This window comes from Pseudomonas sp. GW822-FHT04H02, from assembly GCF_058800645.1.
Window position 1 is genome coordinate 904,310 of the sequence record NZ_JBXAMM010000003.1, and the last position, 24,839, is coordinate 929,148.

Annotated in this window: 22 protein-coding genes and 1 other RNA gene; 5 read left to right on the top strand and 18 right to left on the bottom strand. The window is 61.6% G+C overall.

All coding sequences use genetic code 11. The annotated features are described in order from the left end of the window. Positions 1–139: 139 nt before the first annotated feature. Positions 140–1,663 (top strand): sensor domain-containing diguanylate cyclase, encoded by a 1,524-nt coding sequence (locus AC1RMG_RS16600; protein ID WP_011063303.1) that lies wholly within the window; start codon positions 140–142, stop codon positions 1,661–1,663. A gap of 68 nt (positions 1,664–1,731) precedes the next feature. Here the strand turns inward: AC1RMG_RS16600 and lpxC are convergent, their stop codons facing one another. The 18 genes from lpxC to rsmI all read right to left on the bottom strand — a co-directional run bounded on the left by lpxC (position 1,732) and on the right by rsmI (position 21,130). Continuing rightward, positions 1,732–2,643 (bottom strand): UDP-3-O-acyl-N-acetylglucosamine deacetylase, encoded by a 912-nt coding sequence (gene lpxC / locus AC1RMG_RS16605; protein ID WP_011063304.1) that lies wholly within the window; start codon positions 2,641–2,643, stop codon positions 1,732–1,734. Between the two features lie 112 nt (positions 2,644–2,755). Further along, the gene (gene ftsZ, locus AC1RMG_RS16610) at positions 2,756–3,949 is read right to left on the bottom strand and encodes a cell division protein FtsZ (RefSeq protein WP_011063305.1); all 1,194 of its coding nucleotides are present in this window, start codon (positions 3,947–3,949) and stop codon (positions 2,756–2,758) included. A gap of 72 nt (positions 3,950–4,021) precedes the next feature. Continuing rightward, on the bottom strand, positions 4,022–5,281 hold the full coding sequence (gene ftsA / locus AC1RMG_RS16615; protein ID WP_011063306.1) for a cell division protein FtsA: 1,260 nt from the start codon (positions 5,279–5,281) through the stop codon (positions 4,022–4,024). A gap of 14 nt (positions 5,282–5,295) precedes the next feature. Then, entirely contained in the window at positions 5,296–6,162 is an 867-nt protein-coding gene (locus AC1RMG_RS16620) for a cell division protein FtsQ/DivIB (protein WP_015636926.1), read from the bottom strand. Between the two features lie 4 nt (positions 6,163–6,166). Beyond that, on the bottom strand, positions 6,167–7,123 hold the full coding sequence (locus AC1RMG_RS16625) for a D-alanine--D-alanine ligase (RefSeq protein WP_011063308.1): 957 nt from the start codon (positions 7,121–7,123) through the stop codon (positions 6,167–6,169). Continuing rightward, the gene (gene murC, locus AC1RMG_RS16630; protein ID WP_011063309.1) at positions 7,120–8,574 is read right to left on the bottom strand and encodes a UDP-N-acetylmuramate--L-alanine ligase; all 1,455 of its coding nucleotides are present in this window, start codon (positions 8,572–8,574) and stop codon (positions 7,120–7,122) included. The genes AC1RMG_RS16625 and murC overlap by 4 nt, the downstream gene beginning before the upstream one ends. Then, positions 8,567–9,637 (bottom strand): undecaprenyldiphospho-muramoylpentapeptide beta-N-acetylglucosaminyltransferase, encoded by a 1,071-nt coding sequence (gene murG / locus AC1RMG_RS16635; RefSeq protein WP_011063310.1) that lies wholly within the window; start codon positions 9,635–9,637, stop codon positions 8,567–8,569. The genes murC and murG overlap by 8 nt, the downstream gene beginning before the upstream one ends. Continuing rightward, complete coding sequence (gene ftsW / locus AC1RMG_RS16640) at positions 9,627–10,844, bottom strand: putative lipid II flippase FtsW (RefSeq protein ID WP_011063311.1); 1,218 nt, start codon at positions 10,842–10,844, stop codon at positions 9,627–9,629. The genes murG and ftsW overlap by 11 nt, the downstream gene beginning before the upstream one ends. Next, positions 10,841–12,187: a UDP-N-acetylmuramoyl-L-alanine--D-glutamate ligase gene (gene murD / locus AC1RMG_RS16645; RefSeq protein ID WP_019093698.1), complete on the bottom strand. Its 1,347-nt coding sequence runs from the start codon at positions 12,185–12,187 to the stop codon at positions 10,841–10,843. Before murD ends, ftsW begins: the two co-directional genes overlap by 4 nt. Positions 12,188–12,192: 5 nt before the next feature. Next, on the bottom strand, positions 12,193–13,275 hold the full coding sequence (gene mraY / locus AC1RMG_RS16650) for a phospho-N-acetylmuramoyl-pentapeptide-transferase (protein ID WP_011063313.1): 1,083 nt from the start codon (positions 13,273–13,275) through the stop codon (positions 12,193–12,195). Continuing rightward, a complete protein-coding gene (locus tag AC1RMG_RS16655) occupies positions 13,275–14,642 on the bottom strand; it encodes a UDP-N-acetylmuramoyl-tripeptide--D-alanyl-D-alanine ligase (protein WP_015636930.1) in 1,368 nt (455 codons plus the stop codon). Before AC1RMG_RS16655 ends, mraY begins: the two co-directional genes overlap by 1 nt. After that, the gene (locus AC1RMG_RS16660) at positions 14,635–16,098 is read right to left on the bottom strand and encodes a UDP-N-acetylmuramoyl-L-alanyl-D-glutamate--2,6-diaminopimelate ligase (RefSeq protein ID WP_410036528.1); all 1,464 of its coding nucleotides are present in this window, start codon (positions 16,096–16,098) and stop codon (positions 14,635–14,637) included. Before AC1RMG_RS16660 ends, AC1RMG_RS16655 begins: the two co-directional genes overlap by 8 nt. After that, on the bottom strand, positions 16,098–17,837 hold the full coding sequence (locus AC1RMG_RS16665; RefSeq protein WP_011063316.1) for a peptidoglycan D,D-transpeptidase FtsI family protein: 1,740 nt from the start codon (positions 17,835–17,837) through the stop codon (positions 16,098–16,100). Before AC1RMG_RS16665 ends, AC1RMG_RS16660 begins: the two co-directional genes overlap by 1 nt. Beyond that, entirely contained in the window at positions 17,834–18,127 is a 294-nt protein-coding gene (ftsL, locus tag AC1RMG_RS16670) for a cell division protein FtsL (protein WP_011063317.1), read from the bottom strand. Before ftsL ends, AC1RMG_RS16665 begins: the two co-directional genes overlap by 4 nt. Beyond that, entirely contained in the window at positions 18,124–19,071 is a 948-nt protein-coding gene (gene rsmH / locus AC1RMG_RS16675; protein WP_011063318.1) for a 16S rRNA (cytosine(1402)-N(4))-methyltransferase RsmH, read from the bottom strand. The genes ftsL and rsmH overlap by 4 nt, the downstream gene beginning before the upstream one ends. After that, positions 19,068–19,523: a division/cell wall cluster transcriptional repressor MraZ gene (mraZ, locus tag AC1RMG_RS16680; protein WP_011063319.1), complete on the bottom strand. Its 456-nt coding sequence runs from the start codon at positions 19,521–19,523 to the stop codon at positions 19,068–19,070. The genes rsmH and mraZ overlap by 4 nt, the downstream gene beginning before the upstream one ends. 308 nt (positions 19,524–19,831) lie before the next feature. After that, an RNA gene (rnpB, locus tag AC1RMG_RS16685) (RNase P RNA component class A) lies at positions 19,832–20,185 on the bottom strand. Positions 20,186–20,257: 72 nt separating this feature from the next. Continuing rightward, a complete protein-coding gene (rsmI, locus tag AC1RMG_RS16690) occupies positions 20,258–21,130 on the bottom strand; it encodes a 16S rRNA (cytidine(1402)-2'-O)-methyltransferase (RefSeq protein ID WP_401402327.1) in 873 nt (290 codons plus the stop codon). 219 nt (positions 21,131–21,349) lie between these two features. Between rsmI and AC1RMG_RS16695 the strand changes: the two genes are divergently transcribed. The 4 genes from AC1RMG_RS16695 to AC1RMG_RS16710 all read left to right on the top strand — a co-directional run bounded on the left by AC1RMG_RS16695 (position 21,350) and on the right by AC1RMG_RS16710 (position 24,805). Beyond that, the gene (locus tag AC1RMG_RS16695) at positions 21,350–23,161 is read left to right on the top strand and encodes a penicillin-binding protein activator (RefSeq protein ID WP_011063321.1); all 1,812 of its coding nucleotides are present in this window, start codon (positions 21,350–21,352) and stop codon (positions 23,159–23,161) included. Continuing rightward, the gene (locus tag AC1RMG_RS16700; protein ID WP_493169647.1) at positions 23,161–23,532 is read left to right on the top strand and encodes a YraN family protein; all 372 of its coding nucleotides are present in this window, start codon (positions 23,161–23,163) and stop codon (positions 23,530–23,532) included. Before AC1RMG_RS16695 ends, AC1RMG_RS16700 begins: the two co-directional genes overlap by 1 nt. Positions 23,533–23,636: 104 nt before the next feature. Then, entirely contained in the window at positions 23,637–24,230 is a 594-nt protein-coding gene (locus AC1RMG_RS16705) for a phosphoheptose isomerase (protein ID WP_015636934.1), read from the top strand. Further along, positions 24,227–24,805: a BON domain-containing protein gene (locus AC1RMG_RS16710; protein ID WP_011063324.1), complete on the top strand. Its 579-nt coding sequence runs from the start codon at positions 24,227–24,229 to the stop codon at positions 24,803–24,805. Before AC1RMG_RS16705 ends, AC1RMG_RS16710 begins: the two co-directional genes overlap by 4 nt. Positions 24,806–24,839 lie beyond the last annotated feature (34 nt).

Sequence of the window (24,839 nt, forward strand, 5' to 3'; positions counted from 1 at the left end):
GCCACCCAAACAAAAAGACCAGCATGTTTTGCTGGTCTTTTTTTTATCGGAGATTTATACAAGCGCGCAGGCGTGACCGATTTCTGTAGCCCACGTCCACACTAGACTCAAAACTGTCGACGCAGCAGAAATCAAAATCATGAACGTGAGTAGTGCGACACCCCGCACAGGGAAGATCGCGTCAAATACCGAGCGCCTGCTGATCCTTTCCAGCTCGCTGATCGTTGTTGCCATTCTCGGCATCGTCACCTACCTGTTGATCCGCGAACACGCCGCTGCCGAACAGGCTGCCACACGTGCCGCCAACAACATCGTGCAACTGATCGACGCCGATGTATTGCGCAACGTCGAGCTCTACGACCTGTCTCTCAAGGGACTGATCAGTGCCGCGCAACGTGACGATCTGAAGGATGTTTCGGCGTCCATACGTCACCTGGCGCTGTTCGACCGGGCCACCGCAGCGCCCTACAAGGGCGACATCCTGCTGCTGGACAGGCACGGCGACGTGCTGGCCGACTCGGCCTCGGTCGTGCCGCGCACGGGCAACTACGCCGATCGCGAGTACTTTCGATCGCACATCGACAATCCGGACCCGAGGATGATGATCAGCCCGCCGTTCCGCGCGCGCACCGCCGATCACGACTGGCGGATCAGCTTCAGCCGCCGGCTCAGCGACGAGCATGGCCAGTTCATCGGGGTGGCCGAAGCGGCCATGCGCCTGAGCTACTTCAACGAGCTGTTCAGAAATCTGGATATCGGTCGCAACGGTACGATCAACCTGGTGAGCCGCGACGGCGTTCTGCTGGCCCAGCAACCGCCGCTGGCAGACGACCTGATAGGCAAGAACTTCAGCAGCCGCCCCAACTTCGTCCGCATTCTGCGTGAAGGCAACGGCAGCTTCAGCAGCGTCTCCAGCGTTGATCAGAAGCAGCGGCTGTACACCTTTTCCCAGGTCGGCGATCTGCCCCTGATCGTGATTGTCGCGCTGTCCATCGACGAGGTCTTCGGAGCCTGGCAACGCACCGCGGTGCTGATCAGCGGTGCCACTGGCGCCCTCTGCATCGCCCTGTTCTGGCTGACCTGGCAGTTGTGCCGCGAACTGCGGCGCCGGCAGAGCGCCGAGCAGGAACTGGCGCGCCTGGCAGCCGTCGATGCCCTCACCGGCCTGGCCAATCGCCGTACCCTGGACCAGGTGCTGGGCAACGAATGGTCGCGGGCCCGGCGCGCCAACCTGCCGTTGTCGCTATTGATGGTCGATGTCGATCACTTCAAATCCTTCAACGACCGCTTCGGCCATCCGCTGGGGGACCAGGCCTTGCGTGCGGTGGCACAGAGCATTGGCGCCTGCGTCGGGCGCCCCTCGGACCTGGCGGCGCGCTATGGCGGCGAGGAGTTTGCGGTCATCCTGCCAGGAACCGACAGTGCCGGCGCCGCCGTACTCGCCGAGAAGATCCGCACCAGCATCGCCGCCTTGCCGGCCATCAGCGAACACGCCGCGCCGCTGACCGTGAGCATTGGCATCAACACCTGGTCGGGTAACGCCGATATCGGTCTTGAACAATGGGTGAGCGACGCCGACAAGGCGCTGTATCAGGCCAAGTACAGCGGGCGCAACCGGGTTGTTTCCAACATGTCCCAGGGCGGCTCCAAGCGCGGCGCTTGAAACCGCAGGCATAAAAAAAGGCCATCCGGGGGGATGGCCTTCAAAAACAAAAGGAAAGAGAGAGTGACTTACACGGCCGCAACCGGACGCATGTAAGAGATCGGTGCAGTGCTGGCATCTTCGAAGGTCACGACTTCCCAGGCATCTTTCTGCTCAATCAACTTGCGCAGTAGCTGGTTGTTCAGTGCATGGCCCGACTTGAAGCCTTTGAACTCACCTATCAGGCTGTTGCCCAGCAGGTAGAGGTCGCCAATTGCATCCAGGATCTTGTGCTTGACGAATTCGTCTTCGTAGCGAAGACCGTCTTCATTCAGTACGCCATCCGAATCGACCACAATTGCGTTTTCCACGCTGCCGCCGAGTGCGAGGTTGTGCTTGCGCAGGTACTCGATATCACTCATGAAACCAAAGGTACGGGCGCGGCTGACTTCTTTTACAAACGAAGTACTGGAGAAGTCCACGCTTGCACTCTGGGTGCGGTCACGGAAAACCGGGTGATCGAAATCGATCTCGAAGCTCACTTTAAAACCATCGAAAGGCACGAAAGTGGCGCGCTTGTCGCCGTCTTCCACGGTCACTTCACGAAGGATGCGGATGAACTTTTTAGCTGCGTCCTGTTCTTCGAGGCCAGCAGATTGAATCAGGAATACGAAGGGTCCGGCACTGCCATCCATGATCGGGACTTCAGACGCGGAGAGCTCGACGTAGGCGTTATCGATGCCCAGGCCAGCCATGGCCGAGAGCAAGTGCTCCACCGTGTCCACTTTGACGTCACCGTTGACCAGAGTGGTCGACATCGTGGTTTCGCCAACATTTTCCGCGCGAGCAGGAATCTGCACCACAGGGTCCAGGTCGGCACGACAAAACACAATGCCGGTGTCGACAGGCGCAGGCTTGAGGGTCAGGTATACCTTCTCCCCGGAATGCAGGCCTACACCTGTGGCACGGATAATATTCTTCAGGGTGCGTTGTTTAATCATGGCTTGGGCCGCTTCAGCGCAAATTGCGAACTGGTATCAACAAAGGCTGGCGATAATAGCAGACCATGCCTTTGCTGAACACCAATCACCCTAATACCCCTGATGCATTCCATCAATCGGCCTGACGACGCAGGAATGCCGGGATGTCCAGGTAGTCCAGATCATCTTGCGGATTCAGCTTCGCCGCGGTCGCCGCGTTCGACTGCGCCTGATTGCGCATGACGGTCGGACGGTCCAGGTCACGGTAGTTCACCGACGGCAGTTCCTGGCGAGCAGGGGCTGGCGCTTGCGACTGGGCGGACATGGAAGTCTGGACGGTGTTGTCGATGACCTTCACAGGCTTCTCGATTTTTGCGCCCAGGCCGGTGGCCACTACGGTTACATGCAGCTCGTCACGCATGTCCGGATCGATAACGGTACCGACCTTGACCATGGCGTGTTCGGAAGCGAAGGCCTCGATGATGCTACCCACGTCGGAGTACTCGCCCAGGGACAAGTCAGGACCGGCGGTGATGTTCACCAGGATGCCGCGTGCGCCTTCCAGGTTCACGTCTTCCAGCAGCGGGTTGCGGATCGCCGCTTCAGTGGCTTCACGTGCACGGTTCGGACCGCTGGCGCAGCCAGTGCCCATCATCGCCATGCCCATTTCGCTCATCACGGTACGTACGTCGGCGAAGTCGACGTTGATCATGCCCGGACGCTTGATGATGTCGGAAATACCGCGAACGGCACCGGCCAACACGTCGTCCGCCTTGGCGAAAGCCGACAGCAGGCTGGCGTCCTTGCCGAGGATGGTCAGCAGTTTCTCGTTGGGGATGGTGATCAACGAGTCGACGCTTTCGCTCAGCGCGCGGATGCCCTCATCGGCGATCTGCATGCGCTTGCGGCCTTCGAACGGGAACGGACGGGTCACCACCGCAACGGTGAGGATGCCCATTTCCTTGGCCACTTCAGCAATGATCGGCGCCGCACCGGTACCGGTACCGCCGCCCATGCCGGTGGTGATGAACACCATGTTGGTGCCCGCCAGTACTTCAGCGATACGCTCACGGTCTTCCAGGGCGGCTTGACGGCCGACTTCCGGATTGGCACCCGCACCCAGGCCCTTGGTCACGCCGGTACCCAGTTGCAGGATGGTCCGCGCGCCGATGTTTTTCAGCGCTTGAGCATCAGTGTTGGCGCAGATGAACTCGACGCCTTCGATGTTGCTCTTGACCATGTGATTGACCGCGTTGCCGCCGCCACCGCCAACACCGATAACCTTGATTACCGGACTTTGCGGGATGTTGTCTACGAGTTCGAACATTTTCCCTCTCCTTTCATTTCTCTAGTTTTTCGCCTACTGCCTACTGCTTTGAAACGGTGTTGCGGTAAATCTTTAGAAGTTGCCCTGCACCCAGCTCTTGATGCGATCGAGCAGTGCCGCCTTGGGCTCGTCGCTGCTGTAGCTGTCGCGGCTGCCGATGCCGGAGAACGAGATGCCGTCGGACTGTTTCTGCAGCCCGTACAGCAGCAAGCCGACACCGGTGGAATAGATCGGGTTGCGCACCACGTCGGACAGGCCCTTGACACTGTGGGGCACGCCCAGGCGAACCGGCATGTGGAAAATTTCCTCGGCCAGTTCCACCGCGCCTTCCATCTTCGAAGTGCCGCCAGTGAGCACGATGCCCGCCGGGATCAGGTCTTCGTAGCCACTGCGGCGCAGTTCGGCCTGGATCAGGGTGAACAGTTCGTCGTAACGCGGTTCGACCACCTCGGCCAGGGCCTGGCGCGAGAGTTCGCGCGGTGGGCGGTCGCCAACGCTTGGCACCTTGATGGTTTCGCCGGCACCGGCCAGCTTGGCCAGAGCGCAGGCGTAACGGATCTTGATTTCCTCGGCGTACTGGGTCGGGGTACGCAGGGCCATGGCGATGTCGTTGGTCACCTGGTCGCCGGCAATCGGAATCACCGCGGTGTGGCGGATCGCGCCTTCGGTGAAGATCGCCATGTCGGTGGTGCCGCCGCCGATGTCCACCAGGCACACGCCCAGCTCTTTCTCGTCGTCGGTAAGCACCGAGTAGGCCGAAGCCAGCTGCTCGAGGATGATGTCGTCGATTTCCAGGCCGCAGCGGCGCACGCATTTTTCGATATTCTGCGCGGCATTCACTGCACAGGTGACCACGTGCACCTTGGCTTCCAGGCGTACGCCGGACATGCCCAGGGGTTCACGCACGCCTTCCTGGTTGTCGATCACGTAATCCTGCGGCAGGGTGTGCAGAACCCGCTGGTCAGCCGGGATCGCCACGGCCTGGGCAGCGTCGAGGACCCGCTCCAGGTCCGCCGAGCTGACTTCACGGTCGCGAATCGCCACGATGCCGTGGGAGTTCAGGCTGCGGATGTGATTGCCCGCCACACCGACGAACGCCGAGTGGATACGGCAGCCCGCCATCAGTTGCGCCTCTTCCACCGCCCGCTGGATCGACTGCACGGTGGATTCGATGTTCACCACCACGCCCTTCTTCAGGCCGCGGGAAGGATGGGTGCCGATGCCGACGATTTCCAGCGAGCCATCGGCCGCGACTTCGCCCACCAGCGCCACAACCTTGGAGGTACCGATATCCAGGCCGACGATCATTTTGCCGCTTTGCACATTTGCCATGGTCCTGCCTCTTCTTAATTCTTCGCGACGGCAGGTTGCGCCGTCGTGGGTGCCGCCGGATCGCGCCAGCCGACGGCCAGGCCGTTGGCGTAGCGCAGATCGATGCGCGCGATGTTCGTGATCTGTTCTTTCAGCGTTTTTTCATAAATGGCAATGAAGCGGCGCATCTTCTCCACCAGGTGATCGCGGCCCAGGAGCAGTTCGATACCCGGGCCGGCACTGCCGGCGCCGGTGGTCAGGAACCAGCTGCCGCGCTCACGCAGCTCCAGACGGGCGATCGAAAAGCCCAGCGGCCGCAGCATCTGGCTCAACACCTGATACTGCTGCATCACTTGCTGCTGGGCCCGCTGCGGCCCGAACAACTGCGGCAAGTGCTCATAGTTCGCCAGTTCACGCGGGGTGAAGGCCTGGCCCTGGTTGTTCAACAGCGCCTCGTCGCCCCAGCGGGCCACCGGCAGCTGTTCTTCCAGGCGAATCACCACTTGGTCCGGCCACACCCGACGTACCTCGGCGTGGGCGATCCAGGGCATCTGCTCCAGCTCGGTGCGCATGCTCGCCAGGTCGATGGTGAAGAAGCTCGCCGCGACATAAGGCGCGATCCGCTGCTGCACCGCCTGCTGGCTGATGTAGCTCAAGTCCCCCTGCACCGCGATCTTGGTGATCGGGCGGTCGGCGTACGGCAGCAGGCGCTGGGCCCCTTCATAGGTGCCAAACCCCAGAGCCACCAGCAGCACCGGCCAGAACAGGCTTTTCAGAAAGCCGAAGTTGGCTTTCGGCAGGCGCGCCGACATCGGCTCTTTGGCCACCATTCGGCTGGCACCCCGCGGCACCGGCTTGCGGCCGGGTGCGGGTTGCTGATGACGAAGCGACGCGCCTTGCATGGACTTAACCTCTCGCCTCAAGACTGGCTGCCAGGATGGCCAATACCAGTTGCTGGAAATCCAGGCCGGCCGCGCGGGCCGCCATCGGAACCAGACTGTGATCGGTCATGCCCGGAGCGGTATTCACTTCCAGGAACCAGAACTGCCCCTGGGCGTCCTGCATCACGTCGGCACGTGCCCAACCGGCGATACCGAGCGCCTCACAGGCTTTCGCCGTGAGTTCCATGAGTTCCTGTTCCTTGGAGCTGTCGAGCCCGCACGGGATCCGGTACTGGGTATCGGAAGCCAGGTACTTGGCGTCGTAGTCGTAAAATGTGTGGGGAGTGCCCAGGGCGATGGGTGGCAGCACCTGGTCACGCAGGGTCGCGATGGTGAACTCCGGACCCTGGATCCATTGCTCGACCAACACTTGCGAATCGTAGGTACTGGCCGCCTTCCATGCGTCGATCAATTCGGACGCGGAAGTCACCTTGGCCATACCGATACTGGAGCCTTCATGAGCCGGTTTGACGATCAAAGGCAGGCCCAGTTCCGCCACCGCGGAAATACAATCGGCCTCGGAGCTCAATACGGCGTGGCGCGGCGTCGGAATGCCCAGGCTGTGCCAAACCTGCTTGGTACGCAGTTTGTCCATGGCCAGGGCCGAAGCAAGGATGCCGCTGCCGGTGTAAGGAATCCCCAGGCACTCCAGCAGCCCTTGCATGCTGCCGTCTTCACCGCCACGACCGTGGAGAATGATGAAGGCACGATCGATCTTCTCGCTCAAGAGACGTTGCAGCAGATCATCGCCGACGTCGATGCCGAAGGCGTTCACACCGCCGCTCTGCAGCGCTTCAAGCACGGCCTTGCCGGACTTGAGCGACACTTCGCGCTCGGCGCTCTTGCCACCGTAAAGAACGGCGACGCGACCGAAATCGCTCGGTTTCACGGTAGAGAACAGGTTGGCGTAGGCAGCGGTCATTTCGCCCCCTTGCCAGCGGCTACAGCACCGGCGAACAGCGGGCTGCCGAGCAGTTTTGGCGCCAGGCCACCGATGTCACCGGCACCCTGACACAGCAGGATGTCACCGGCGCGCAACAACGGCTTGACCAGCGGTGCCAGGTCGACCCCACGCTCGATGTAGATCGGGTCCAGTTGGCCACGCTGACGGATGCTGTGGCACAACTGACGGCTGTCGGCGCCCGGGATCGGCTCTTCGCCGGCCGGGTAGACCTCCATCAGCAGCAATACGTTGGCATCGGCCAGTACCTGCACGAAGTCGTCGTACAGGTCGCGGGTACGGCTGAAACGGTGCGGCTGGTAGACCATCACCAGGCGGCGTTCCGGCCAGCCACCGCGCACGGCCTTGATCACCGCAGCGACTTCGGTCGGGTGGTGACCGTAGTCGTCCACCAGCATCACGTTGCCCCCTTCCACTGGCAGTTCGCCATAGACCTGGAAGCGTCGGCCCACACCCTGGAAGCCCGACAGGCCCTGGACAATGGCTTCATCGCTGATGCCTTCGTCGGTGGCGATGCAGATGGTCGCCAGGGAGTTCAGCACGTTGTGGTTGCCCGGCATGTTCACCGACACGTCCAGCGGCTCGCGGTCGCGACGCAGTACGGTGAAGAAGGTCTGCATGCCTTGCTGGCGTACATTGATGGCGCGCACGTCGGCTTCTTCGCTGAAGCCGTAGGTCACGGTCGGACGCTTGACCTGCGGCAGGATCTCGCGCACCACCGGATCGTCCAGGCACATCACTGCCAGCCCGTAGAACGGCAGGTTGTGCAGGAAGTCGACAAAGGTTTTCTTCAGTTTGTTGAAGTCACCGTCGTAGGTCGCCATATGGTCGGCGTCGATGTTGGTGACCACAGCCACCAGCGGTTGCAGGTGCAGGAAGCTGGCATCGCTTTCGTCGGCTTCGGCAATCAGGTAACGGCTGGTGCCCAGTTGTGCATTGGTGCCCGCTGCATTCAGCCGCCCGCCGATGACGAACGTCGGGTCCAGGCCGCCAGCGGCGAATACCGAGGCCAGCAGGCTGGTGGTGGTGGTCTTGCCGTGGGTGCCGGCCACGGCCACGCCGTGACGGTAGCGCATCAGTTCGGCGAGCATTTCCGCCCGCGGCACCACTGGAATACGCCGTTCCAGAGCGGTGGCGACTTCCGGGTTGGAGGTGTTCACGGCGCTGGAAACCACCAGCACATCGGCATTGGCAGCGTTCTCGGCGCGGTGGCCGATGAAAATCTGTGCGCCAAAGGACTCCAGGCGCTCGGTAACCGGCGATGCCTTGAGGTCGGAACCGGACACCTGGTAGCCCAGGTTCAGCAGCACTTCAGCAATCCCGCACATGCCCACGCCGCCGATACCGACGAAGTGGATGCGGCGGATGCGGCGCATTTCCGGCTGCGGCATGGCTTTCTGATTCTCAACCATGGGCCACCTCCAGGCAGATATTCACTACGTCGTGGGTGGCGCCGGGCTTGGCCAGGCGGCGGGCGGCCTGGGCCATGTTGTCGAGTCGTTCTGGTTGCATCAAAACCTCTGTCAGGCGAGCGGCAAGGTCCGCAGCACCAGTCGTTCTTTGCGGCATCAGGAAGGCAGCACCTTCACGAGCCAAATATTCGGCATTGCGGGTCTGGTGGTCGTCGATCGCGTGGGGCAAAGGCACCAGCATCGAGGGCAGACCGGCGGCAGCCAGTTCGCTGACGGTCAACGCGCCTGCGCGACAGACCACCAGGTCGGCCCAGCCATAGGCTTGGGCCATGTCTTTGATAAAGGGCTGCACCTGCGCCTCGACGCCGGCGGCGCGATAGCGCTCTGCAGTGACTTCATCGTGGTTTTTGCCGGCCTGGTGGAACACCTCCGGGCGCAGCTCGGGGGCGACCTGTGCCAAGGCTTCCGGCAACAGCTTGTTCAACGGCTCTGCGCCCAGGCTTCCGCCCAGGATCAGCAAACGCGCCTTGCGTCCGGCCAGGGCCTCGCGCGGTGTTTCGAGGAACAGTTCGGTGCGTACCGGGTTGCCCGTGGTGCGCCGGCTTTGCGAGGCACCGAAGGTGTCCGGGAAAGCTTCGCAGACTCGGGCAGCCAACGGCACCAGCAGCCGATTGGCGGTACCGGCCACGGCGTTCTGTTCGTGAACGATGACCGGCACCCCGGACAACTTCGCGGCAACTCCACCAGGGCCGGTCACATAACCGCCAAAACCCAGGACACAAACCGGCTTCAACTGGCGAATGACCCGCCGCGCCTGGAGCACGGCCTTGATCAACACAAACGGCGCCTTGAGCAGGGACAGCTTGCCCTTGCCCCGCAAACCGCTGACGTTGATCAGGTGCAACGGCAGCCCGGCCGCAGGCACCAGATCGTTTTCGATGCCGCGCGGGGTGCCCAGCCAGTGCACGGTGTAGCCACGGGCCTGGAACTCGCGGGCGCAGGCCAGTGCCGGGAACACGTGGCCTCCGGTGCCGCCGGCCATGATCAGGACATTAGCGCCCATGGCTCGGCTCCTCGGCGAAGTCACTTTCACTGAACTCCATCTCTTCACTGCCCAGGTGGGTCCTGCTCTCCCATTCGATACGCAGCAACAACCCCAGACAGGCGCAGCAGATCACCAGCGAGCTGCCGCCATAACTGAGGAAAGGCAAGGTCAGGCCCTTGGTCGGCAACAGGCCGACGTTCACCCCGATGTTGATCAGGAATTGGCCAATCCACAGGAACGACAGTCCGTAGGCGACATAGGCGGCAAAGAACTGCTTGGCCTTTTCCGCCCACAGGCCGATGTACATGCCGCGGATACAGACAAAGACGAACAGCGCCACCGTGCACAGCGAACCGACGGCGCCCAGCTCTTCAGCCAGTACCGAGAACACGAAGTCTGTGTGAGCCTCCGGCAGGTAGAACTGTTTCTGCACGCTGTTGCCCAGGCCGACGCCCAGCCACTCGCCGCGACCAAAGGCGATCAACGCCTGGGACAGCTGGTAGCCGGCACCGAACTGGTCGGCCCAGGGGTCGGCGAAGTTGGTCAGACGTGCCATACGATAGGGTTGCATCTGGATCAGCAGCACCACCGCGGCAACCGCCAGCACCACCATCAGGGAAAACCGGAACAGCCCGACCCCTCCCAGGAACAGCATGGCCGCAGCGGCGCCCATCATTACGACAGTGGCGCCGAAGTCCGGCTCCATCAGCAGCAGGCCAGCCATGGGCAGCAGCACGATGAACGGCTTGAAGAAGCCCATCCAGCTCTCGCGCACTTCTTTCTGGCGCCGCACCAGGTAACCGGCGAGGTAGATCACCACGAACACCTTGGCGATCTCGGAAGGCTGGACGTTGAAAAAGCTGAAGCCGATCCAGCGCATCGAACCGTTCACTTCCCGGCCGATCCCCGGAATGATCACCATCACCAGCAGGCCAAAGGCACCGATCAGCATCAACCAGCCCAGACGCTGCCAGGTGGCGATCGGGATCATCATGGTGACGATGCAGGCCCCCAGGCCCAGCAGGATGTAGATCAGGTGGCGAATCATGTAGTACAGGGCGCTGCCCGACTGCGCCGCCGCCACTTCAGTGGAGGCCGAGGCAATCATGACCAGGCCCAGGCCGAGCAGGGTCAGGCAACCGGCGAGCATCGGGAAATCGAGGTCGATGCCCCGACCGGTGATGATCGGCGATGGATAGGGCTTGATGATGTTTCTCAGGTTCATGCCAGTTCCTCCACAACGCGGACGAACTGGTGGCCACGGTCTTCGTAGTTCTTGAACATGTCGAAACTGGCGCAGGCCGGCGACAGCAGCACCACATCACCGGGCTGGGCAGTGGCGCGGCATTGCTCCACGGCTTCCTGCAGCGAGCCGACACGAATCAGCGGCACGGCGTCACCGATGGCTTCGCCGATCTGATCGGAGTCGCGCCCCATCAGGATCACCGCGCGGCAGTTGGCCGCCACCGGGCCGCGCAGATCCTTGAAGTCGGCGCCCTTGCCGTCACCACCGGCGATCAGCACGATCTTGCCTTCGATGTCGGCGCCAAGGCCTTCGATGGCCGCCAGGGCGGCGCCCACGTTGGTGGCCTTGGAGTCGTTGTAGTACGCCACGCCATCCAGGTCGCGAACCCACTGGCAGCGATGCTCGAGGCCGGCGAAAGTGCGCAGCGCCGCGAGCATGGCGTCGAACGGCAAGCCCACTGCATGGCCCAGGGCCAAGGCTGCCAGGGCGTTGGACTGGTTATGGGCGCCGCGGATCTTCAGCTCGCGCACGGGCATCAGGTTCTGGAACTCGAAGGCCAGGTACTTCTCGCCGTCCTCTTCGCGCAGGCCGAAGGCCTTGAAATCAGGCTTGCTCAGGCCGAAGGTCCAGCATGGCAGGCCTTCACCGATCAATGGCCGGGTCAGAGCGTCCTGGCGGTTGAAGACCACCTGCCGGGCGCCACGGAAGATCCGGTGCTTGGCCAGGTGATAGGCCGGCAGGCCGCTGTAACGGTCCATGTGGTCTTCGCTGATGTTGAGCACGGTGGCCACTTCAGCGCCCAACTGGTCGGTGGTCTCCAGCTGGAAGCTGGACAGTTCCATCACGTACAGCTCGACGTCATCGCTGAGCAGGTCCAGGGCCGGGGTCCCGAGGTTGCCGCCGACCGCCACGCGCTTGCCCGCCGCCGCTGCCATCTCGCCCACCAGGGTGGTCACGGTGCTCTTGGCGTTGGAACCACTGATTGCCACGATCGGTGCCTTTGCGTTACGCGCGAACAGCTCGATATCACCGGACAATTTCACCCCACGGGCAGCAGCAGCCTGCAGGGCCGGGGTCGCCAGGGCCAGGCCGGGGCTCACGTAGAGTTCGTCGGCACGGCACAGGAAGTCCACGTCCAGCTCGCCACAACGCACCTCCACCTGCGGGTAGTCACGCCGCAGCGTGGCCAGCTCAGGTGGATTTTCCCGCGTATCGGCCACCGCAAAGGCAACGCCCCGGCTCGCCAGGAAGCGAACCAGGGACATGCCGCTCTTGCCGAGGCCGACAACGATGCGGAAGTGGTCAGAAGCGATCAGAGACACTCGTTCTACCTCAGCTTCAGGGTGGCAAGGCCGATCAGCACCAGAATCACGGTGATGATCCAGAAACGGACGATCACGCGCGGCTCGGGCCAGCCCTTGAGTTCAAAATGGTGGTGAATCGGCGCCATGCGAAACACACGGCGGCCGGTCAACTTGAAGGAGGCAACCTGGATCACCACGGACAGGGTTTCCATCACGAACACGCCGCCCATGATGAACAGAACGATTTCCTGACGGACGATGACCGCGATAGTGCCCAGGGCCGCGCCCAGCGCCAGGGCGCCAACATCACCCATGAACACCTGCGCCGGGTAAGTGTTGAACCACAAGAAGCCCAGGCCCGCGCCAATCAGCGCACCACAGAAGACAATCAGCTCTCCCGCCCCCGGTACATAAGGAATCAGCAGGTATTCGGCGAACTTCACGTTACCCGACAGGTAGCAGAAGATCCCCAGCGCACCGCCCACCATCACCGTCGGCATGATCGCCAGGCCATCGAGGCCATCGGTCAGGTTGACCGCGTTGCTCGAACCGACGATGACGAAATAGGTCAGGACCACGAAGCCGATGCCAAGGGGAATGCTCACGTCCTTGAGCATCGGAATCAGCAGAGTGGTTTCCACCGGACTCTGGGCAGTCATATAAAGGAAGATCGCCGCGCCCAGGCCGAACACCGATTGCCAGAAATACTTCCAGCGGCTGGGCAGGCCACGGGAATTCTTCTCGATCACCTTGCGATAGTCGTCGACCCAGCCGATGGCGCCAAAGGCCAGGGTCACCAGCAGCACGACCCACACATAGTGGTTGCGCAGGTCGGCCCACAGCAGGGTGCTGATACCGATGGCCGAGAGAATCAGCGCGCCGCCCATGGTCGGTGTGCCCGATTTGGACAGGTGAGATTGCGGACCATCGTTACGCACGGACTGGCCGATCTGGCGGTTCTGCAGAGTACGGATCATCCACGGACCCAGGCACAGCGCCAAAGACAGCGCAGTCAGTACCCCGAGGATCCCGCGCAGGGTCAGGTACTGAAAGACCGCGAAGCCTTTGTAGAACTGTTGCAGGTACTCCGCTAGCAGCAGCAGCATCAATGTTTCTCCGTACTGGAGCCGCACAAAGCCGCGACGATGTTTTCCATCACCGCGCTGCGCGATCCTTTGATCAAAATGGTGGTATTTGGGTCTTGCTCGACGCCCAGGGCGGCAATCAGGTCAGCCTGGCTGGCGAAGTGGCGCGCGTGCTCGCCGAAGGCGGCAACGGCATGAGCCATCATCGGGCCTACGGCGTAGAGGGCCGAAACCTTGCCAGCGGCATATGCACCTACTTCGCGGTGCCCCTGCTCCGCCCACTCGCCCAACTCGCCGATATCTCCGAGCACCAGGACGGTGCGGCCGGAAAAGCCGGCGAGTATATCAACGGCGGCGCACATTGAGGTGGGGTTTGCGTTGTAAGTGTCATCAATGACCCGCATGCCGTTCTTGGCCAGTTGGGCGACGGTACGCCCCTTGACCGGCTGCACCGCATTCAGGCCGGTGACGATGCCGAACAGCGAGACGCCCATGGCGTGGGCCGCGGCTGCCGCAGCCAGGGCATTGGCAACGTTATGGGTGCCCAGCAGGTTCAATTGCACCGCCTCCACACCCTTGGGGCTGTGCAACTTGAAGGATGGGCAGCCACGGGCATCGCGACCGATATCGGAGGCAAAGAAATCGGCAGAGCTGTCAGTCAGGGCGAAGCTCAGCACCTGACGGCCGGCAGCACGGGCCTTCCAGATAGGGAACGCCTTGTCGTCCAGGTTGAGCACGGCGATCCCGGCGCTATCGAGGCCTTCCAGGATTTCCCCCTTGGCCTCGACAATCTTCTCCGGCCCGCCAAACTCACCGACATGAGCGGTGCCGGCGTTGTTGATGATCGCTACGTGGGGGCGAGTCATGGCCACGGTGTAGGCAATCTCGCCGATGCGCGAAGCGCCCAGCTCTATCACTGCGGCTGTGTGTTCCGGGGCCAGTTCCAACAGGGTCAGGGGCGCACCCAGGTCATTGTTCAGGTTGCCCCGAGTGGCGTGTACCGGACCACGGGTGCGCAGGATGCTGGCGAGCATTTCCTTGACCGTGGTCTTGCCGCTGGAGCCGGTTACCGCAGCGACCGGGCGGCTGAACGCGGCGCGATTGAGCGCACCCAACTGCCCCAGCGCCAGGCGAGTGTCCTTGACCAGCAGTTGCGGCAGCGTGCTGTCGGGAACCTCACGTTCAACCAACGCCGCCACGGCGCCCTTGGCCGCCACTTCATTCAAGTAATCGTGGCCGTCAAAGCGTGGGCCGGTCAGAGCAATAAACAGTTGGCCGGCCTGAATCGCCCGGCTATCGATACTGACGCCGCTAAAACGAGCATCGCCCGCGATCAGGCGGGCGTCCAATGGAGCCGAGACTTCACTGAGTTGCAGGGCTTTAAGCATGGCCCACCTCCCACGCGGTCAAGGCTTTGTCCGCCTCGGCGAGATCAGAAAAATCATGTCGCTGGCCGTTGATTTCCTGGTAATCCTCATGGCCTTTACCGGCCAGCACCACCACGTCATCGGCCGACGCGGAAGCGATCAGGCGAGCAATGGCCAACCCGCGACCGGCTACGAATTCCACCTTTTCTGCCGCGCTGAAACCGGCACGAATATCGTCGAAGATTTGGGCCGGGTCTTCGCTGCGCGGGTTGTCATCAGTCACCAGCACGCCGTCGGCCAGACGCTCGACCACCTCAGCCATCAACGGACGCTTGCCACGGTCCCGGTCGCCGCCACAACCGAACAGGCACAGCAGGCGGCCCTTGGCATGCGGACGCAGGGCCAGCAAGACTTTTTCCAGGGCATCCGGGGTGTGGGCGTAATCCACCACCACCAGCGGCTGAGTACCGCCACCCAGGCGCTGCATGCGTCCGGCGGGGCCTTCAAGCTTGGGCAGGACCGCAAGAATTTCGTCCAGCGCGTATTCAAGACCCATCAACGCACCTACCGCAGCCAGCACGTTGCTCAGGTTGAAGCGCCCGAGCAGGCAACTGCGCAGGTGGTGCTCACCCTGCGGGGTCACCAGGGTCGCGCGCACGCCATCATCGTCAAAACGCGCTTCGCGGCAGTACAGGTAAGCAGCGGCGTCTTCGAGGCTGTAAGTGATCAGTCGTGACTCATGTTTGTCCGCCGCTAGTTGCCGGCCAAAATCGTCGTCGAGGTTGATCACCCGGCAACGCAGGTCGTTCCAGGCAAAGAGCTTGGCCTTGGCTGCGCCATAGGCTTCCATGGTCCCGTGGTAATCCAGATGGTCACGGGACAGGTTGGTCAGCACCGCCACATCGAAAGCCAGTGCCGCCACGCGCCCCTGATCCAGGCCATGGGACGAGACCTCCATGGCCACCGCCTTGGCTCCTGCATTCTTCAGGTCCGCCAGGGTGGCCTGCACGGCAATCGGGTTCGGCGTGGTGTGCATCCCGCTTTGCAGCGCGCCATGAAACCCGGTCCCCAGGGTACCCACCAGGCCACAACGCTGGCCGAGCAGATCCAGGGCCTGAGCCACCAGTTGGGTAACGCTGGTCTTGCCGTTGGTGCCGGTCACGCCCACCAGGTTCAACTGGCGGCTCGGGTCACCATAGAAGCGCCCGGCTATGTCCGACAGCTGCGCCGCCAGGCCCTTGACCGGAATCAGCGGTACATCGGTCAGCGGCAACACAGTTGCCCCTTCCACTTCATAAGCCACCGCGGCAGCGCCGCGCTGCAGGGCATCGGCAATGTGCGCACGCCCATCGAACTTGGCGCCGGGCACCGCAAGAAACAGGTCCCCGGCCCGCACGTTACGGCTGTCCAGGGTCAACTCACGAATCAGCAGGTCGCGACCGGCGTGGGCGAAAATCTTGTTCAGGCTAAGAGACATCAGCCGCGCCCTCCATTGGCTCGTACAGGGGTGCCGGATGCGGCGTTGGCCTGCTGCGTGGTCGGCAGGTTGTCCGGGGTGATGTTCATCAAGCGCAGGGTGCCGGACATCACTTTGCTGAACACCGGCGCCGATACCAGGCCACCGAAGTAACCGGCTTTGCTCGGTTCGTCGATCACCACCACGATGGCGTAGCGTGGATCACTCATCGGACCGAAGCCGGCGAACAGCGAGCGGTAGGAGTTCTCGGCGTAGCCCTTGGTACCCACCGAAGTCTTGCGCGCAGTACCACTCTTGCCAGCCACGTGATAGGCCGGAACCTGGGCACGGAATACTCCGCGCGGGGCCTCGATCACTTGCTGCAGCATGCCCTGCATGGTCTTGGCGACATTTTCCGGAATCACCTGGGTGGTCTGCGGAGTCTTGTCGGACTTGATCAGTGTCAGCGGCGCAATACGGCCGTTGTTGGCCAATGCGGAAAAGGCGTGCACCAGCTGGATCGCGGTCACCGACAGGCCGTAGCCATAGGACAGGGTCGCGGTTTCCGCCTTGCGCCATTCGCGGTAGTTCGGCAGGTTGCCGACCCGTTCACCAGGGAAGCCGAGCCCCGTGTCCTGGCCCAGACCGATTTTCTGTGCCAGGCGGAAAATGGTTTCGCCGCCGATATCGAAGGCCACCTTACTCATGCCGACGTTACTGGAGTTGATCAGGATGCCGGTCAGGTCGAGTACCGGACCTTCGGTCTTGGAAACGTCACGGATGGTGTATTTGCCCAACTGCAGGGTGCCCGGGTAGACCTCGACGGTATCGCTGGGCTTCCAGCGTCCGGTTTCCAGTGCGGCACTCATGGAGATCGCTTTCATGGTCGAGCCAGGCTCGAACACGTCGATCATCGCGCGGTTGCGCATCATCGCCGGCTGCAGGTTGCGCCGGTTGTTCGGGTTGTAGGTCGGCTGGTTGACCATGGCCAGGATCTCGCCGGTCTTCACGTCCATGATCACCAGGCTGCCAGCCTTGGCACCGTTCTCGACGATGGCGTTGCGCAGCTCGCGGTTGGCCAGGTATTGCAGGCGCAGGTCAATCGACAACGCCAAGGGCTTGCCGGCCTTGGCGTTCTTGGTGACCTGGACGTCCTTGATCAGCCTGCCGCGCCGGTCCTTGATCACCTGGCGCTTGCCCGGAACCCCTGCGAGCCATTCGTCGTAGGCCAGTTCCACCCCTTCGCGACCGCGGTCGTCGATATCGGTGAAACCCACCATGTGCGCGGTTACTTCGCCGGCTGGATAGAAGCGTCGGAACTCCTCGATGCCATAGACACCGGGGACCTTCAGATCCAATACGGACTGGCCCTGTTCAGGCGTCAGGCCTCGGACCAGATAGATGAACTCTTTATTGGCCTGGGCTTCAAGCCGCTCGGCCAGGGCTTTCGGGTCTTGGCCAAGTGCCATGGCCAGCGCCGGCCAGCGATCCTTGGCCAGCTGCATTTCCTTGGCATTGGCCCAGAGGGTGGTCACGGGCGTACTGACGGCCAGCGGCTCGCCATTGCGATCGGTGATCAGACCGCGGTGCGCGGGAATCGGAATGTGCCGGACACTGCGTGCATCGCCCTGCCCCTTGAGGAAGTCACGGTCGACCACTTGCAGGTCGATGATGCGCCAGGCAATCGCCGACACCATGACCGCCAGCAAACCCAGCACTACACGGAAACGCCATGGATAGAGCGCGCCTTCGAGCTTCATGGCGCCACCATGCGGACTTCGGCCGCGCCGGGAATGTGCATTTTCAACTGTTCGGTGGCCAGCACTTCAATGCGGCTGTGAGCAGTCCAGGTGCTTTGCTCAAGAATAAGACGGCCCCATTCGGCCTGGGCTTTGTCACGCACGCTCAACTCGCCGTACAGCGTATTGAGCAACTGACGGTTCCAGTGGGCGCTGTAGGACACCGCAATCGCGGAAACCAGAACGCCGACGAATAGCAGGAACATGAAAAAGCTTCCGCCCGGAAGTGGCTTGGCGAAAAGCTTGCTCACCGAAGCTTCTCCGCGACGCGCATGACGGCACTGCGGGCACGCGGGTTGGCCTTGAGCTCTGCCTCGGAGGCGAACTGCGCTTTGCCGTGGATCTTGATTTTCGGCACAAAGGCTTCGAAACGTACCGGCAGATTGCGCGGCAGATTGTCCGATTCGCCCTTGACCAGACGACGCATGAACAATTTGACGATGCGGTCTTCCAGGGAGTGGAAGCTGATCACCACCAGGCGACCACCCACTTCCAGGGACTCCAGTGCAGCTTCAAGGCCAGCCTCGAGATCACCCAGTTCATTGTTGACGTGAATGCGCAGCCCCTGGAAAGCACGGGTAGCCGGGTTCTTGCCCTTCTCCCAAGCCGGGTTGGCGACTTTCAACACTTCAGCCAGATCGGCGGTACGCTCGAACGGCTGGATCTCGCGGCGCTCGACCACGGCTCGCGCCATGCGACCGGAGAAACGCTCCTCGCCGTACTCCTTGAATACCCGGGCAATTTCCTCTACCGGAGCGGTGGCGATGAACTGCGCAGCACTGATGCCGCGAGTCGGGTCCATGCGCATATCCAGCGGGCCGTCATTGAGAAAACTGAAGCCGCGTTCAGGGTCGTCCAGCTGCGGCGAAGACACCCCCAGATCCAGCAGGACACCGCTGACCTTGCCCGCCAGGCCGCGTTCGGCAACTTCCGAACCGAGCTCGGCGAAACTGCGCTGTACAACGACAAAGCGGCCGTCTTCGGCCGCTAGCGCTTGCCCGGTGGCAATCGCCTGGGGATCCTTGTCGAATCCGAGGAGGCGCCCCTGGGGCCCGAGCTTGCTGAGAATCAGCCGGCTATGCCCGCCACGCCCGAAGGTGCCATCCAGATAGCAGCCATCAGGACGTACGGCGAGAGCCTCGACGGCTTCGTCAAGCAGTACGGTGATGTGGTTAAAGCCGCTATCAATAGTCACAGGATCAAATCACGCAGTTCATCAGGCATGGCGCCCGGTTGTTGAATAGCTGCCAGGTCCGCTGCGGAAACAGCATTCCAGGCATCCTCGTCCCACAATTGGAACTTGTTCAGTTGGCCCACCAGCATTGCGCGCTTATCCAACTTGGCATATTCACGCAGGCGCGGAGGCACCAGAAAACGACCACTGCCATCGAGTTCAAGGTCGACGGCGTTACCAATCAGCAAACGCTGCAAACGACGGTTCTCTTCACGAAGAGAAGGCAGTGCGCGCAGTTTGGTTTCAATCAGCTCCCACTCATCGAGGGGGTAAACACACAAACAGGGATCAACGGCATCGATGGTGACGATTAACTGCCCGGAACTTCGCGAAACGAGCTCGTCACGATACCGGCTCGGCATGGCGAGACGGCCTTTTGCATCGAGACTGATAGCGTTAGCTCCGCGAAACACGTCAGCGTTTCTCCAAATTTTAGCGTTTTGCGCTCAAAAAACCCACTTCATGCCACTTTCCGCCACTTGCGCACACTATAGGAATGCGCCCACACCACCGTCAAGGCGCGCGGCGACGGAAAAGCCTTATAGAACGGAGATTTAGGAGACTTAAAGGAGAGGTAACGGGAATTCGAAGGGTGTTTCAGAGCATCAACTTCCGACAGCTCAATAAGCTGCAGCGCGAAGTTAAAGTAATTTATTAAGAGTAAGATTTTTTCGGTATTACAAAAACGCTTCTGCTATTGATTCAAGCAGGGAGGGAAAAGGTGGAGAGTCGATCTGTAAGCCGGGTTCTGTCGAGGACAGTCATTCCTCTACGATGGCCATCACTGGACATCTTTAGCAACCTACCCGGTTCCAGCGCGGGCCACGCCTTGGAACCCTATTTGGTCTTGCTCCGAGTGGGGTTTACCTAGCCACGAACTGTTACCAGACGTGCGGTGCGCTCTTACCGCACCTTTTCACCCTTACCGGCACCGAAGTGCTTAGGCGGTTATTTTCTGTGGCACTTTCCGTAGGCTCACGCCCCCCAGGCATTACCTGGCACTCCGCCCTATGGAGCCCGGACTTTCCTCCCCCCTCTAATTTTCATAGAGGGCAGCGACTGTCCAATCGACTCTCCGCCGCGCAGGTTAACGGCAGAGCGAACGAAGAACAAGCGCTAAAAGCCTTTGGCCACCCTGCTACGCAATTTATTGTTCTTTCTGTTTATCCAGGGCCACCTGATACAACACATTCTTGCGCTCGCCAGTGATTTCCGCAGCCAAAGCAGCAGCCCGCTTCAGCGGCATTTCCTTGAGCAACAGGTCGAGGATACGCATCGACTCACTACTGATCGCCTCATCACTTTCCGGTGCTGTCCACCCCGCGACCAGCACCACGCACTCCCCACGCTGCTGATTGCTGTCGGACTCGACGAACTGGCGCAGCTCGGAAAGTGGCAGCCCCTTCAGGGTCTCGAAGGTCTTGGTCAATTCACGCGCCAGCAATGCCGGCCGCTCACCACCGAATACCGACTCCATATCCTGCAGGCATTCAAGTATGCGATGCGGCGCCTCATAGAAAATCAGCGTACGCGGCTCTTCCCTGACCGCTTCCAGGCGCGCCCTGCGCCCGACCGCCTTGGCCGGCAGAAAGCCTTCGAAGATGAACCGGTCTGAAGGCAAGCCCGCCGCCGACAACGCCGCGATCAGAGCACAGGCCCCCGGTACTGGAACCACGTTGATACCCGCCGCCCGCGCCTGGCGCACCAGGTGGTAGCCGGGATCGGAAATCAGCGGCGTGCCCGCATCGGAGATCAAGGCGACATTATCCCCAGCCAGCAGACGAGTAATGAAGCGACTGCCCTCATCACGCTCGTTGTGCTCATGGCAGGCAGCCAGGGGCGTGGAAATACCAAAGTGCTGCATCAGGCGCTGGGAATGCCGGGTATCTTCAGCAGCGATCAACGACACCTCGCGCAACAGCTTCAAGGCCCGGGCGCTGATATCGTCCAGGTTGCCGATGGGCGTCGCCACCACATAAAGCGAGCCAGCAGCGGAATTCAAAGGACCTGGAGCAGTCAAAGCGCACACCTCTTGATCGGCAAAAGCGCCATTGTAGCGCGTTGAAGCATTCTCAATACGCCTTGCGATCAGACGGTATGGCGCTGCGCTGCGACCTTTCAGGCAGCCAAGCAACATTTGCTTGAGCTAAATCGACGGTTTATCGCCAGTAACATCGCACCCCAGCCAGCGCTTGGGTACAATTCCACGCTCATTTGATCGAGTATCAGGAACACTTACATGATCGCTTGCCTGCGGCTGTTTCTTGCCCTCTGCCTGGCTACCCTTCTGGTGGCTTGCGCCAGCTCGCCCTCTTCCAGCCTTGGCGAACTTCCACGGACACCGGATGCCAGTATCGAGCAACTGCTCGAACAGGCCGCCACCAGCAAAACTCCGGAAAAAGCAGCCCTGCTGCGCCTGAGCGCCGCCGACCTGGCGTATCGTCAAGGCAATGCCGGACGCGCCGGACAAATCCTGCAGCAAGTGCCGCTGGATCAACTCAAGCCTGCCCAGCAAATCTTCGCCAGCACCCTGTCCGCAGAGCTGGCCCTGGTGCGCAACCAGCCAAAGGCTGCCCTCACCGCACTGAGCCATCCAAGCCTGCAACACCTGAGCGAACTGCCGGCAGCTCAACAGATTCGCACCGGCAGCGTTCATGCTCGCGCACTGGAAGCCGACGGCCAGACATTGGCCGCCGCCAAAGAGCGCATCGTTATCGCGCCCTTGCTCAAGGATGATGCAGCAGCCAAAAACCACGAAGCCATCTGGGCACTGATTGCCGCCCTGCCGACCGATCAGTTGCAGCCTGCCGGCAATGACGACCTGGCCGGCTGGATGAGCCTGGCCCTGGCAGTCAAGAGCGCCGGCACCCTGGAACAGCAGCAGGCAGCCATCGATACCTGGCGCGCCCAGAATCCAAAGCACCCGGCTGCCATTCAACTGCCCCAACCCCTGATCAAGCTCAAGGAACTGGCCAGCCAGCCGGTATCGAAAATTGCCTTGCTGCTGCCACAGGACGGCCCCCTCGCATCGGTTTCCAAAGCACTGCGCGAAGGTTTCATGGCTGCTCACTACCAGGCTCAGCAAGCCGGACAGAATCCACCCAGCATCGAGTTCTATGACAGCTCGCGCCTAAGCTCGCTGGATGACTTCTACCGCAAGGCTCAGGCCGCTGGCGTGCAACTGGTCGTCGGCCCACTGGAAAAGCCCCTGGTCAAGCAACTTGCCGCTCGCCCGCAACTGCCGATCACCACCCTGGCCCTGAACTACAGCGAAGGCGAACAAGGCCCGGCGCAGTTGTTCCAGTTCGGCCTGGCAGCCGAAGACGAAGCCCGCGAGGTTTCCCGTCGCGCCCGCGCCGATGGCCTGCACCGCGCCGCCGCTCTGGTTCCGAAAGGCGAGTGGGGCGATCGCGTGCTCAAGGCATTCCGTCAGGATTGGGAAGCCAACGGTGGTAGCGTAATCGGTATCGAACGCGTCGATCAGCCCGTCGCCCTGGCACAGCAGATTGCCGACCTGTTCCAGTTGCGCCAGAGCGAAGGCCGCGCCAAGAGCCTGCAGAGCACCGTAGGCACCCAGGTAGCCGCACAGCCATCACGTCGCCAGGATATCGAGTTCATTTTCCTCGCCTCCACTCCGCAACAGGCGCAGCAAATCAAGCCGACCTTGAACTTCCAATACGCTGGTGATGTACCGGTCTACGCCACCTCCAATGTGTTCAGCGCCAGCGGCGACCAGAACCAGTACAACGACATGAACGGTGTGATGTTCTGCGAAACCCCATGGCTGCTGGATGCCAACGGCCCGCTGCGCCGCCAGGTCACCGCACAATGGCCGCAAGCCGGCGGCAGCCTAGGGCGCCTGTATGCCATGGGCGTCGACGCCTATCGATTGGCGCCACGCCTGGGCCAACTCAAGGCCCTGCCAGACAGCCGGATAGAAGGTGAATCCGGCAGCCTGGGCATGGCTGCCGGGCAACGCATCGAGCGTCAGCTGCCATGGGCCAAGTTCGTCGGGGGCCAGGTGACCCGCCTGCCCGACACGCCGCGCTAATGCTCCAAGGATCAAACCAGCACAGCGGACGAGATGCCGAAAGCCAAGCGCTTCGGCATCTCCAACAGCACGGACTGCGCCTGCTGGCGCAGAACTGGTTGTGTAAACGCGGCGAGCTTGATCTGGTCATGCTTGACGGCGATACAGTAGTATTCGTCGAAGTCCGCTACAGAAAACACACGCAATGGGGTGGCGCACTGGGCAGTATCGATGGGCGCAAGCGTCAAAAACTGATCCTTGCCGCGCAGCTTTTCCTGCAAAGCGAATCACGCTGGTCCAGCCATCCTTGCCGTTTCGACGTGGTCGCCATTGACGGCGCCTCGGGTGCAGAAGCCCGCTTGAACTGGCTACGCAATGCCTTCGACAGCTGAAAGAAGCCCTCAGGCCGCACCCATTTTCACTCAACTTTTTTGCTCTTTGCTTTGCGGGCTGCACATTTACGTGCCACCAAGCCGCGCCACTTAAGGTCACACAGATGGACATGCAATCCCGAATTCGCCAGCTTTTTCAGGCCAGCATCGACACCAAGCAACAGGCGATGGACGTACTTGCACCGCACATCGAGCAAGCCAGCCAGGTCATGGTCAACGCCCTGCTCAACGAGGGCAAGATGCTCTCTTGCGGCAACGGCGGCTCCGCCGGCGATGCCCAGCATTTCTCCTCCGAACTGCTCAACCGCTTCGAGCGCGAACGCCCGAGCCTGCCGGCCATTGCCCTGACTACCGACAGCTCTACCATTACCTCGATCGCCAACGACTACAGCTACAACGAAGTCTTCTCCAAGCAGATCCGCGCCCTGGGCCAGCCCGGTGACGTATTGCTGGCGATTTCCACCAGCGGCAACTCCGCAAACATTATTCAAGCGATCCAGGCCGCACATGATCGCGAAATGATTGTCGTAGCATTGACCGGTCGTGACGGCGGCGGCATGGCTTCCCTGCTGCTGCCTGAAGATGTCGAGATCCGCGTACCGGCCACCGTCACTGCACGCATTCAAGAAGTCCACCTGCTGGCGATCCATTGCCTCTGCGATCTGATCGACAGCCAATTGTTCGGGAGTGAAGAATGACCCCTAATCGCCTTGGCCTCCTGGCCTTGACCTTGTGCCTGAGCATCACTGGTTGCAGCTCGGTGATTACCGCCACCCGCGACAAACCCATCGATGATGACCGCGGCACCCGCACCTTTGGCAGCAAGATCGACGACTCGCTGATCGAGACCAAAGTCGCCGTCAACGTCGCCAAAGCCAGCCCAGACCTGGAAAACAACTCGCACATCGTTGTCACCAGCTTCAACGGCATCGTCCTGCTGGCCGGACAAACACCCCGCCCGGACCTCAAGGCCATGGCCGAACAGGCCGCCAGCGAAGTGCAGCGCGTCAAGAAGGTGCACAACGAACTGCAGGTACTGCCACCTTCCGGCTTCCTGGCCCGCCAGAACGATGGCTGGCTGACCACCAAGATCAAGACCCAGATGCTCACCGACGCCAGCGTGCCCGCCTCGCGAATCAAGGTGGTAACCGAGAACGGCATCGTCTACCTGCTGGGCTTGCTGACCCAACAGGAGGCCACCCAGGCCACCAACCTGGTTCAAGGCGTGTCCGGTGTGCAGAAGATCGTCAAACTGTTCGAATACATCGACTGACACACAACCGCGAGATACAAAAAAGGCGATCCGG

Bases quoted from the DNA above. Each gene is read 5' to 3' on its own strand.
- AC1RMG_RS16700 (WP_493169647.1), top strand. From the start codon at position 23,161: ATGCTCCAAGGATCAAACCAGCACAGCGGACGAGATGCCGAAAGCCAA.
- AC1RMG_RS16665 (WP_011063316.1), bottom strand. From the start codon at position 17,837: ATGAAGCTCGAAGGCGCGCTCTATCCATGGCGTTTCCGTGTAGTGCTG.
- AC1RMG_RS16655 (WP_015636930.1), bottom strand. From the start codon at position 14,642: ATGCTTAAAGCCCTGCAACTCAGTGAAGTCTCGGCTCCATTGGACGCC.
- murC (WP_011063309.1), bottom strand. From the start codon at position 8,574: ATGGTTGAGAATCAGAAAGCCATGCCGCAGCCGGAAATGCGCCGCATC.
- ftsZ (WP_011063305.1), bottom strand. From the start codon at position 3,949: ATGTTCGAACTCGTAGACAACATCCCGCAAAGTCCGGTAATCAAGGTT.
- murG (WP_011063310.1), bottom strand. From the start codon at position 9,637: ATGGGCGCTAATGTCCTGATCATGGCCGGCGGCACCGGAGGCCACGTG.
- AC1RMG_RS16705 (WP_015636934.1), top strand. From the start codon at position 23,637: ATGGACATGCAATCCCGAATTCGCCAGCTTTTTCAGGCCAGCATCGAC.
- AC1RMG_RS16625 (WP_011063308.1), bottom strand. From the start codon at position 7,123: ATGACCGCTGCCTACGCCAACCTGTTCTCTACCGTGAAACCGAGCGAT.
- AC1RMG_RS16600 (WP_011063303.1), top strand. From the start codon at position 140: ATGAACGTGAGTAGTGCGACACCCCGCACAGGGAAGATCGCGTCAAAT.
- ftsW (WP_011063311.1), bottom strand. From the start codon at position 10,844: ATGAACCTGAGAAACATCATCAAGCCCTATCCATCGCCGATCATCACC.
- lpxC (WP_011063304.1), bottom strand. From the start codon at position 2,643: ATGATTAAACAACGCACCCTGAAGAATATTATCCGTGCCACAGGTGTA.
- AC1RMG_RS16620 (WP_015636926.1), bottom strand. From the start codon at position 6,162: ATGCAAGGCGCGTCGCTTCGTCATCAGCAACCCGCACCCGGCCGCAAG.
- AC1RMG_RS16660 (WP_410036528.1), bottom strand. From the start codon at position 16,098: ATGTCTCTTAGCCTGAACAAGATTTTCGCCCACGCCGGTCGCGACCTG.
- AC1RMG_RS16710 (WP_011063324.1), top strand. From the start codon at position 24,227: ATGACCCCTAATCGCCTTGGCCTCCTGGCCTTGACCTTGTGCCTGAGC.
- mraY (WP_011063313.1), bottom strand. From the start codon at position 13,275: ATGCTGCTGCTGCTAGCGGAGTACCTGCAACAGTTCTACAAAGGCTTC.
- AC1RMG_RS16695 (WP_011063321.1), top strand. From the start codon at position 21,350: ATGATCGCTTGCCTGCGGCTGTTTCTTGCCCTCTGCCTGGCTACCCTT.
- ftsA (WP_011063306.1), bottom strand. From the start codon at position 5,281: ATGGCAAATGTGCAAAGCGGCAAAATGATCGTCGGCCTGGATATCGGT.